The organism is Thiorhodospira sibirica ATCC 700588, assembly GCF_000227725.2.
Taxonomy (GTDB): Bacteria; Pseudomonadota; Gammaproteobacteria; order Ectothiorhodospirales; family Ectothiorhodospiraceae; genus Thiorhodospira; species Thiorhodospira sibirica.
On sequence record NZ_MU255056.1, the window covers coordinates 1,328,923 to 1,339,510 of the forward strand.

Consider the following 10,588-nt stretch of genomic DNA (forward strand, 5'->3'; position numbering starts at 1 on the left):
ACGCCGTTGAAATGAGCCAGCAGTTATCCCTGGATGCGGTAGACCAGTACGTCAAAGTCAATGTCGATCAATTCCACGGCATTGAAATTGAAGAATGGCCGGCGCAGATTGCCAAAACCGCCATGTGGCTGATGGATCACCAAATGAACATCGCCATTTCCAAAGAATTTGGCAACGCCTTTGTGCGCATCCCGTTGGTGAAATCCGCCAATATCGTGCATGGCAATGCACTGCAACTGGATTGGACGCAGGTCATCGCCCCAGCGCAGTGCAGCTACATTCTGGGCAATCCGCCGTTTCGCGGCTACAGCTTTCAGTCACCGACCCAAAAACAGCTATTACGCCGCAGTTATCACGAGGCCCGCAGCGCGGGCAAGCTGGATTTTGTCACCGCCTGGTTTGCCAAGGCCACAGCCTACATGCAGCACCATCCGGCGATAGAAACCGCCTTTGTTGCCACCAACTCCATCACCCAGGGCGAACAGGTCAGCATCTTATGGTCAGCGCTCTATGCCCAGGGCGCGCATATCAACTTTGCCCATCGCACCTTTGAATGGCGCAGTGAGGCCAGTGGCGCAGCGGCGGTGCATTGCGTGATCATCGGCTTTGCCCTGCAGCCGCGTTCCCAAAAATTGTTGTATGACTATGAACATGTCCGCGCCGAAGCGATCTGTCGTGAGGTAGCTCAGATCAACCCCTACCTGGTTGATGGGCCGGAGGTTTTTTTAGCCTATCGTCGCGAGCCATTGTCAGCAACTGCAGACATCATGGTCAAAGGAAGCCAACCCACCGATGGCGGACATTTCTTATTGAGCTTTGAAGAAAAACAGGAGATCAGCGCCAATGACCCCATTGCCGCCCGCTACATCCGCCCCTTCATGGGAGCCAAGGAACTGATTTCAGGTGAACGGCGCTGGTGTTTTTGGTTAGCCGAGGCCAAACCGCAAGACCTGCGCGCCTCCAAAATACTCTTGCAGCGCATTGCCGCTGTGAAACGTACCCGCTTGACCAGTCACAAAGCTAAAACCCGCATGGATGCCCAGAAGCCCAGCGAATTTCAGGAAATCCGCCAGCCCACGAGTGAATATCTTGCCATCCCCAGCGTTTCCTCAGAACGCCGCCTTTATGTGCCGATTGGCTATCTAAGCGCGGAGGTCATCGCCAGCAACTTATTGTTGATTATCCCTAACGCAAGCCGCTACACCTTCGGCGTGATGTGCTCACTGATGCACAACGCCTGGATGCGTGTGGTGTGCGGTCGCCTAAAAAGCGACTACCGTTACTCCGCCAGCATCGTCTACAACAACTTCCCCTGGCCAGAACCCACCAACGCCCAGCGCCAACAGATCGAAAAAACCGCACAAGCCATTCTCGACGCCCGCGCCAACCACCCCGAGGCCACCCTTGCCGATCTGTATGACCCGCTGGCCATGCCCCACGACCTACGCAAAGCCCACCAAGCCAACGACCGCGCCGTTGACGCCGCCTACGGCAAACACACCTTCACCACCGAAGCCCAACGCGTCGGCTTCCTCTTCCAACGCTACCAAAGCCTTGCATAACCCACCGGCACCTTGGAGCGCCGAGTTGCACTCGGCAGGTCAGGCAGCCCAGATATGGATTTAAAACCAGCCGACTACACGTCGGCGCTCCAGATAACCACCCCGCCTGCGGCGGGACTCCCCCTTAACAGGGGGAGAGTTCTTTAACTGCTGTTACGCAGTCCCACCCGTCCTCGAGTCGATCAATTGGCCTGGACAGAACAAAAAGCCGTTACGGGCTACTTGAAGGGGTTACGCTTCCCCGGCAAGTCTTTACGAACAAAGACGGCAACAGCGGCGTTTTGTATCTGGTTTGTTGCCAATTGAGGGCAGCGTGGGACGAAATCACGACAACCTACCAAAAACGCTGGAACGTCGAGGTCTTCCATCAATCGCTCAAATCCAATGCAGCGTTTGCCAAATCCCCGGCCCACACCACTAAAACACCAGCGAATCACTTATTTGCCTGCTCCTAAAAACCTAAACAAAGTTGCTTATGCGATTTTTAGGCACTTCGCTCTCCGTTGATAACACCCTTGCGGGCGAGCAACTGGAGTCCTGGTTGAGCAGTCCCAACCGAATGGCCGGTCAACACCGGCAACATGGGCGGTTTCAGCCGTCGAAACCCAGCTTACGCCGTAAAAATTGCCTCGGCGTTCATCCTGAACAGAGAACAACTTTGCGATTCGACTTCGACCCCGACCATGGAACGCGAAACCTTCGCGCTTGTAGATAACCTATCTACAAGCGAAAATTCTGATAAACAATGAAGAAAAAATCAAGAACTGTTTTTTGCTCCATTGCTTAGGGCTGCGTAACATCAGTAACTATTCACTATCTTGGCGCGAGAAAACCCGGCTCTGGCCGTGGGCCAGACATCGACGCAGGGCGTGTGGATTGATGCGAACCATACCCACTACTATTATGCCGATGCCCGTCGGTTTGCGGGCAGATCAGATTCAAAATAACTTCTTGGAGACGCCTGTGGACGAACAAGCAAAAATCCGCGTGATGCTGGTCGACGATGATGAATACTCGATAGCGCCGATCAATCTATTGCTTCAGCAAAGCGTTGAGACGCTGTGTGTTGAATCGGGGGAGGCGGCGCTGGTGCAGTTTGACGCCTTCCGGCCCGATGTGGTGTTGCTTGATATCGACATGCCCGGCTTGAATGGTTACGACACATGCCGCCGTCTGCGAGCGAGGGAGGATATCGCCGCCGATGAACAGCCAGCGGTGATTTTCATCTCCTCGCACGACACCCTGGAAGATCGCCTGCAAGCCTATGACTCGGGCGGCGATGATTTTGTCAACAAACCTGCCGCACCGGATGAAGTGCTGCGCAAGGTGCAAGCCCTGGTTAAGATGTTGAACCATAAAAAACGCTTGCAATCGGATAAACAATCGACGCATAAGGCGCTGATGGATGTGCTCACCGAGCATAACGAAAATGCTCGCGTCACCCACTTCTTGCGCAGTAGTTTATCCTGCATCACCATAGAAGAACTGGCCACGCTGGTGATGAGTGTTTTAGCCAATTATGGCTTAACGGCGCATGTGCAATTACGTCCACCGGGTGAATGTTTAACCTTTGTGAAGGAAGGTTGCTCCACGCCGCTGATTGAATCCGTATTTGCGCATGTGAAAAATCTCGGGCGCATTTTTCAGTTTCGCCGCCAGTTGATCATCAATTTCACCTATGTTTCTATCCTGGTGCGCAACATGCCCATCGAAGACAGCGACCGCTGCGGCAGCTTGCGCGATTCTTTGGCGATGATTGCCGAGGGCTGCGACGAAGGGGCACAAGCCTTGATTCGCACCGCACAAATCGAAAAACGCACACGCCAACTTGAGGCCACGGCGCTGGCTGTTGAACGGGCGATTGGTTCCTTGTGTGAGCAATACCAGCAGCAAAAACAGCAGACCATCCTGATTGCGCAAAGCCTAAACAACCGTCTGATGCAACAAATATTTTTGTTGGGATTGTCGGAACAGCAAGAAAAAAAGATCGAAGAGGTATTCGATTCTGAAATTGACAAATTGCTGGAGCTTTTTGATCGCGGGCTTGATTTTGATACCCAGTTAAATGATCTGATTAAACTACTCAAAGACAAGGATTAGAGGCAATAAGGGCGACAAATCAGCAATCATCGCTGCAATGGTGGATCACGCGGGCAAGATCATTGGTGTGGTGTCGGTGGTGCGGAATATCACCAAGCTCAAGCAATGTACCTCCGATGGGGTAAGCAGGAGTGGTGCAGTTGAAGCCTTAAATTGTCCATTTCAAGGGTATTCAACTGAGTTGCTTTGAGATAAGCTTGCCTCTTGCTCAGAGGGTTTCAGGTTATCGATATTGAGTGAGCAGGAGGCAAATTGGCATGATACGTCAGATAGTTATTGGATTTAATCTACCCCCCCCCGAAGTGCCGCAGTGTGATGGGTTACTTCGCTAAATGTGGGTTAGTGCTGTTCAGGTTGCTAGGGTTTAGCCTAGCTCCAGTGGTTGCTGAGGCCGAGGCGCCGACTCGGCTACATGTCATCACTGCCGACAATTACCCGCCCTTTCTGTTTCGCACCATTGAGGGTCAGTTGACCGGCTATCTGGTGGATTACTGGGCGCTTTGGGAAAGCAAGACCGGCGTGGCAGTCGAGCTGAGCGGCACCTCCTGGCAGAAAGCCCTGCAGACGGTGCTGGCGGGCGAAGCTGATGTCATCGACATGATCTTCAAGACCCCAGCGCGTGAAGCACTGTACGACTTTACGCCGCCTTACGCCGAGCTGCCTGTCAATATCTACAGCCACAATTCCATCGCCGGCATCGCCGATGTCAAGGCGCTCAAGGGATTTCGCATCGGTGTCCAGGCCAGGGATGCCTGCGCCGAGGAACTCACCCGGCAGGGCATCAATGACCAAGTACATTATGCGGATTACACTGAGCTGATTGCTGCTGCCATGCGTCAGGATATCCGGATTTTATGCCTCGACCAGTATCCGGCTGAATTTTACCTGTACCGGCTCGGACTCCAGGATGACTTCCATAAGGCGTTCACGCTCTATACCGGGGCATTGCGCCGCGCCGTGCCCAAGGGAAACCTGGAGACGCTTGCGCTGATCGAGCGCGGCATGGACGCCATTAGTGCTGCCGAATTGCAACTATTGGAAGCACGGTGGTTTGGCCAGCCGCTGAGCACCCATCATAAACGGATTGACTTTAGGCTGTTCATTACTGCCATTGCCGTGTTTATGATGATTACTCTGGGGATATTGGCCTGGATTATGCTATTGCGCCGCCAGGTTGCGGTGCGCACCCGGGATCTTCAGCAAGCCAACGCCACCCTCAAAGCGCAACAGGCGTCATTGCGCGAGAGCGAGGAGCGCTTAGGCATTCTGCTGCAAACCATTCCTGACCCGGTCTGGCTCAAGGATTCAGAAGGGCATTATCTGTTCGGCAATCGGCGCTTAGAGGAGTTGTTTGGTCTCCCCGCAACCGAGATCATCGGTAAAACTGACTATGATTTTGTCGATCATGCGTCAGCAGAGGAATTTCGTGCTCACGACCAGTCGGCCATGGCCTCCGGACGCCCCTACGTCAAAGAGGAGCGGGTGGTGTTTGCCCATGATGGTTATGAGGCCATGTTTCAGACGATCAAGACCCCGGTCTATGACGAGCAGGGGCAGATCCTCGGTGTGCTCGGCATTGCACGCGACATTACCCAGCTCAAGCACGTTGAACAAGAACTCGCACAGCATCGCGCCCATTTGCAAGCGCTGGTCGAGGAGCGCACCCGCGCCCTGACCGAGGAGCGCCAGCGTCTAGCCAATATTCTTGAAGGCACCCGCGCTGGCACCTGGGAATGGAATGTTCAGACTGGCCAGACCCGCTGCAATGAGCGTTGGGCGGAAATCGTCGGCTACCGTCTGGCGGAATTGACGCCGGTGGATTTCAATACCTGGTTGCGTTTTGTCCATCCCGAGGACTGGAAACACGCCGAGACGCTGTTGGAGCGCCACTTTGCTGACGAGCTCAACTACTACGAGTGCGAGGCGCGCATGCGCCACCGCGATGGTCACTGGGTTTGGGTGCTGGTGCGCGGCAAGCTGGTCTGTCGTGATGCGGATGAAAACCCGCTGTGGGTCGCGGGCACCCTGATCGACATCACGCGTTTAAAAGAGGTTGAACACGCACTAACTCAGGCCAAGGAACAGGCCGAACAGGCGACGCAGGACAAAAGCCGCTTCCTGGCCAACATGAGCCATGAAATCCGCACCCCGATGAATGCCATTCTGGGGCTGGCCTATCTGCTCGAGCGCCAGGATCTCCCCAAGGAAGCGCGCGATCTGGCAGTCAAGATCCATCGTTCCGGTCAAAGTCTGCTCAGTATCATCAACGACATCCTCGATTTATCGAAAATCGAGTCGGGCAAGATCGAGATCGAGCGCATCCCGTTCCGGCTCACCAGTGTGCTGGATAATCTGGCCACCATCATGACCGCCACCGCTAACAGCAAGGCGCTGGAACTGGTCATCGTCCCTCCGGCGTGTAGTGATTGGCCATTGCGCGGTGATCCGCTGCGCCTGAGTCAGGTGCTGATCAATCTGACCAGTAATGCGATCAAGTTTACCGAGACGGGCCTGGTCGAAGTACGCATCGAGCCGTTGGAGACCAGCGCCACCCAGGTTTGGCTGCGATTCACGGTCAAGGACACCGGCATTGGGATCTCCGCCGAGGCGCAGACCCGGCTGTTCGAACCCTTCATCCAGGCGGATGCATCCACCACCCGTCACTTCGGCGGTTCTGGCCTGGGCTTGGCGATCTCGCGTCGGTTGGTGGAGCTGATGGGCGGGCGCATCCAACTGACCAGCCAGCTCGGCATGGGCAGCACTTTTTGCTTTGATCTGACGTTCAGGCGGTTGCCATCCAGTGCCCTGCAAGGGCGCGCACCGGTGTCCATGCATGTACTGGTTGTTCAGCATGACGCTTGCGTGTGCGAGGGGCTGTTGGCAACCATCGCAGCATTAGGCTGGACGGGACGCCAGTATGAAACTGCTGAAGCCGCGCTGCAACAGGTGCTGCACGACCCCGCCCTGCAAGGGCCGGATACGGTCTTGTTGCTCGACTGGCAAATGCCGGGATGCGATCTGCTGGCTACCGCGCACCGGCTTCATGCAACGCTGCCACCCCAGCGCTGGCCGCTGCTGCTGATGCTGAACGCCAATTCGTTCACGCAACTTCAGAGCAGTCTGGACGCTGGCCTGATTGATGCCGTGCTCAGCAAGCCGCTCACCCCCTCACCACTCTACGATGCCGTGGGTCGTGCACGCCGCCGCCACCTCGGCGAGCCCGTCGCGCCGTTGCCGTCGCTTGATCAGCAGCAGCGCTTGGTCGGTTTGCACCTGCTGGTGGTGGATGATAGCGAGATCAACCGCGAGGTGGCCTACCGCATCTTCACCAATGAGGGGGCGCTGGTGAGTCTCGCCAATGACGGCCAGCAGGCGCTCGACTGGCTCATTGCCCATGCCCATCGAGTCGATGCGGTGTTGATGGATGTGCAGATGCCGATCATGGATGGCTATGCAGCCACCCGACGCATTCGCCAGCATGAGGCGCTGGCGCAATTGCCGGTGATCGCGCTCACCGCTGGGGCGATGCGTGAACAGGAAATCGCCGCCGAGCAGGCAGGGATGAATGCTTTTCTCTCCAAACCTTTCGATGTCGAGGCGGCGGTGGCGCTGATTCTGCGCCTGATCCCTGGACAACCCCCGCACGCGCTGTCTGCCCCACCGTCTGCTCAAGCGAGTGCGCCCCCGCTCTTGGGTGTCCACAGTGCCGACGCGGATTTGCCGGGGCTTTCGGTCACCAAGGCGCTCAACATCTGGAAAGACCCCGAGGTGTATCGCCGCTATTTGCGCAAATTCACTGCGGAATACACCGACGTGGTGATGCGGATGCGTGCTGCTGATCTTGAGGAACCGCAACGGCTGGCGCATAAACTGAAAGGTGCCGCTGGAAATCTGGGGCTTGAGACGGTTGCCGCCTGTGCTTCGCAGATCGAGACCGTTGGCACAGCATCCGAGGCAACCGAGCTGCGAATGGCAGCGACTGCGGACCTACAAACCGCGCTCGACACGGCGCTGGCCTCCATCGCAACCTATACCACAGCGTCAGTAGAGTCAGTCGCGGACGCACCGCCGAGCGAGGGCGCGCCACCCCAGCTCGATGTCGAGGTCATCAGACCCTGGCTGCGTGCCGCCCACAGCGCTTTTGGCAATTTCGACCCCATCGCGGCCGAACCTGCGGTCAACCAACTTGCCCGCTATCTGCGCCCCGAGCTACTCACTGCGCTGCATCAGGCTATCGAGAATCTGGATGCCGCCGCCGGAAACACGGCGGTATGCACGCTGGCCAAACAGCTTGGGATGGAACTGGATATTGACATTGAAGAAGTGGAGGGAGAGTGATGAACCAAGAATCCGTGATTCTGATTGTCGATGACGAAACCCAAAACCTGGCTGCCATGCGCCAGATCTTGAGCGACCAGTATCGGTTATTGTTCGCACACAATGGCCGCGAGGCACTCGCGGCCACCAAACGATGCCGCCCGGCGCTCATTCTGCTTGATATTCAGATGCCGGACATGGACGGTTATCGTGTGTGCCGGGCGCTGAAAGACAATCCCAACACCGAGGCGATACCAGTGATTTTCGTCACTGGGCTGGCAGATGTCGGCAATGAAGCCCAAGGATTCGCAGCAGGTGCTGTGGACTATATCGTCAAACCGCTCTCGCCATCCATCGTGCGGGCGCGCGTCAAAACCCATCTGTCGCTGGTGCAGTCCTCGCGGCTTGAGCGAAGTTATCGCGATGCGCTGACCATGCTGGGTGTGGCTGGTCATTACAACGACAACGACACCGGCGTACATATCTGGCGCATGGCCAGCTTTGCGCGGGTGCTGGCGGAGGCCTGCGGCTGGACAGCGGCAGAGGGCGAACGCCTGGAACACGCCGCCGCCATGCACGACATGGGCAAGATCGGCATTCCCGGCGAGATTTTGCGCAAACCCGCCAAGCTGGATGAAGCCGAGTGGGCGATCATGCGCACCCACTCGCGCATCGGCCATGACATCCTGTCGATGAGTCAGGCGCCGGTGTTTCGGCTTGCCGCCGAGATTGCGCTGTATCATCACGAACGCTGGGATGGCAGCGGCTATCCCGAGGGGCTGGCGGGCAGGGCCATCCCCGAATCCGCCCGCATCGTGGCGGTGGCCGATGTTTTTGATGCGCTGACCATGCGTCGCCCCTACAAAGAACCTTGGCCCATTGACAAAGCCCTGGAAACAGTGCGCGCCAGCAGCGGCAGTCATTTCGAGCCACGTCTGGTCGAGCGATTCGAGACGGTATTGCCGCGCATCCTGGAGATCAAGGCAAGCTGGGATGTGCAAGAAAACCAAGATTGACACCATACAAACCCACTACCACGCTTGGAGTTATGTTTATGCGTCCTTTTCTGGTCGTCGATGATGATGAGATCGCCCTCGGACTGATTCTCGAACTCTTGGGGCGCGAAGGCTGGAGCGCCGAAACTGCCAGCGATGGACTTGAGGCTTGGGAGCGGCTGGATGCCGAGCCTGAACGCTACGATCTGGTGATTCTGGATCGGATGATGCCACGCATGGATGGCATCGAAGTGCTGCGGCGCGTCAACGCCGATCATCGCTTCGACGACCTGCCGGTGATCATGCAAACCAGCGCGGTCAGTCCGGCAGAAGTTCAGGAGGGTCTGGTTGCCGGTGCCTGGCACTATCTAGCCAAGCCCTATCAAGAAGCCTCGCTGCAACGCCTGATCAACATTGCCTTGCAGGATCGACACACCCGGCTCGAACTGCGGCGCATGCGCGAGGAACGCGAATCAGTGTGGGGGATGCTGCGCGAGGCACGCTTTGCATTTCGCCGCTTCGAGGAGGCCGAACGCCTCGCCGCGCTGCTGGCCATTCCCGCCCAGGAACCGGGGAAAGTTTCTTTGGGTCTGCTGGAATTGCTGCTCAATGCCGTCGAACACGGCAATCTCGAACTGGGCTACGCCGGTAAATCCGCCGCGCTTGCCACCGAGGAGTGGCGCGAGGAACTGGAACGCCGTCTGAACGATCCGCGTTACTGCGACCGCATCGCCTCTGTGTACGTTCGCACCGAGGGCGAGCGGCTGATTTATCGGATCAAAGACCAAGGCGCCGGTTTTGACTGGGCGCGCTATCTGGACATCGACCCCGAACGCCTGTTTGACACCCACGGACGCGGCATCGCCATGGCCCGCCACCTAGCCTTTGAAAGCCTAGAGTATCTGGGCAATGGCAACGAGGTTGAGGCGGTGGTTTACATATCGAAAACCTAGAGGGCGTTAACAATTACTAATTTTTATGTGACTGATGTATTAACCCGGCAATCAAATAGCTACGTAATTGTGCGATGATTTGATGCATGAAAAAAAAGATGCTAGAAGCCTGCACCCGGCGGCACAGGAGTTGATCAGGCAGGAGACCGGGTTGCGGATGCCGATGCGTTCGGTGGGTGAATACCTCAAGCGGTGGGGTAGGCAGCATTACCGGCGGCAAATGGCTAAAGCGCTCACACTGCGCAAACAGTGCAAACCACAGCAAGGGAAAAGCCCCATCGGTGCGCACCTGCAAGGCCGCCCATTACTGCTGCTCCGGGTCACGCAAAATCGCCAAATGACGCGCTTGTGAAATCAAAGTAAACACCCCTGCAGAACAAGCCCATAGTATAACCATTCACTATCTTGGCGCGAGAAGCCACGGTTTCACGCTGTGACACCCAGCCCAATGACTTGAGCATACAGCCCAATCGCGTTTGTCCGGCGCGGTTGAGGTCTTCGGGCGGTATGCCAAACACTTCCAGGCAGACCTCATACAAGGTACACCGGCTGCGGCCGTGTAGCCAGGCGGCGAGTTTTTCTTGCATGGATTCGCTCAGGGCGTTTTCCGGTTCGGGGGTGTAGCAGCTGGGGGGCGGGGAGGACGGAGGCGGGGCGGTAG

General features: G+C 56.9%; 6 protein-coding genes and 1 pseudogene. 6 read left to right on the top strand and 1 reads right to left on the bottom strand.

The annotated features are described in order from the left end of the window. The 6 genes and pseudogenes from THISIDRAFT_RS06345 to THISIDRAFT_RS06365 form a co-directional block, all read left to right on the top strand. On the top strand, window positions 1-1,562 hold a 1,562-nt coding region (locus tag THISIDRAFT_RS06345; protein ID WP_336245401.1), incomplete at its 5' end, for a type IIL restriction-modification enzyme MmeI. 174 nt (window positions 1,563-1,736) lie between these two features. Next, window positions 1,737-2,008, top strand: a pseudogene (locus THISIDRAFT_RS14755) (IS701 family transposase); the annotation flags it as partial. A 517-nt stretch (window positions 2,009-2,525) separates the two neighbouring features. Continuing rightward, window positions 2,526-3,662, top strand: coding sequence for a response regulator (locus THISIDRAFT_RS06350; protein WP_040853302.1), 1,137 nt, complete (start codon window positions 2,526-2,528; stop codon window positions 3,660-3,662). Between the two features lie 378 nt (window positions 3,663-4,040). Next, the gene (locus THISIDRAFT_RS06355) at window positions 4,041-8,000 is read left to right on the top strand and encodes a PAS domain S-box protein (protein ID WP_050984954.1); all 3,960 of its coding nucleotides are present in this window, start codon (window positions 4,041-4,043) and stop codon (window positions 7,998-8,000) included. Then, a complete protein-coding gene (locus THISIDRAFT_RS06360) occupies window positions 8,000-8,995 on the top strand; it encodes a response regulator (protein WP_006788691.1) in 996 nt (331 codons plus the stop codon). The genes THISIDRAFT_RS06355 and THISIDRAFT_RS06360 overlap by 1 nt, the downstream gene beginning before the upstream one ends. Window positions 8,996-9,033: 38 nt before the next feature. Further along, entirely contained in the window at window positions 9,034-9,927 is an 894-nt protein-coding gene (locus THISIDRAFT_RS06365) for a response regulator (RefSeq protein ID WP_006788692.1), read from the top strand. 320 nt (window positions 9,928-10,247) lie between these two features. On the opposite strand, the gene THISIDRAFT_RS06370 is transcribed toward THISIDRAFT_RS06365, so the two are convergent. Beyond that, a partial coding sequence (locus tag THISIDRAFT_RS06370; RefSeq protein WP_221913966.1) for a hypothetical protein occupies window positions 10,248-10,588 on the bottom strand: 341 nt, incomplete at its 5' end.

Coding starts and splice junctions, on each gene's coding strand:
- THISIDRAFT_RS06360 (WP_006788691.1), top strand. CDS start 8,000: ATGAACCAAGAATCCGTGATTCTGATTGTCGATGACGAAACCCAAAAC.
- THISIDRAFT_RS06365 (WP_006788692.1), top strand. CDS start 9,034: ATGCGTCCTTTTCTGGTCGTCGATGATGATGAGATCGCCCTCGGACTG.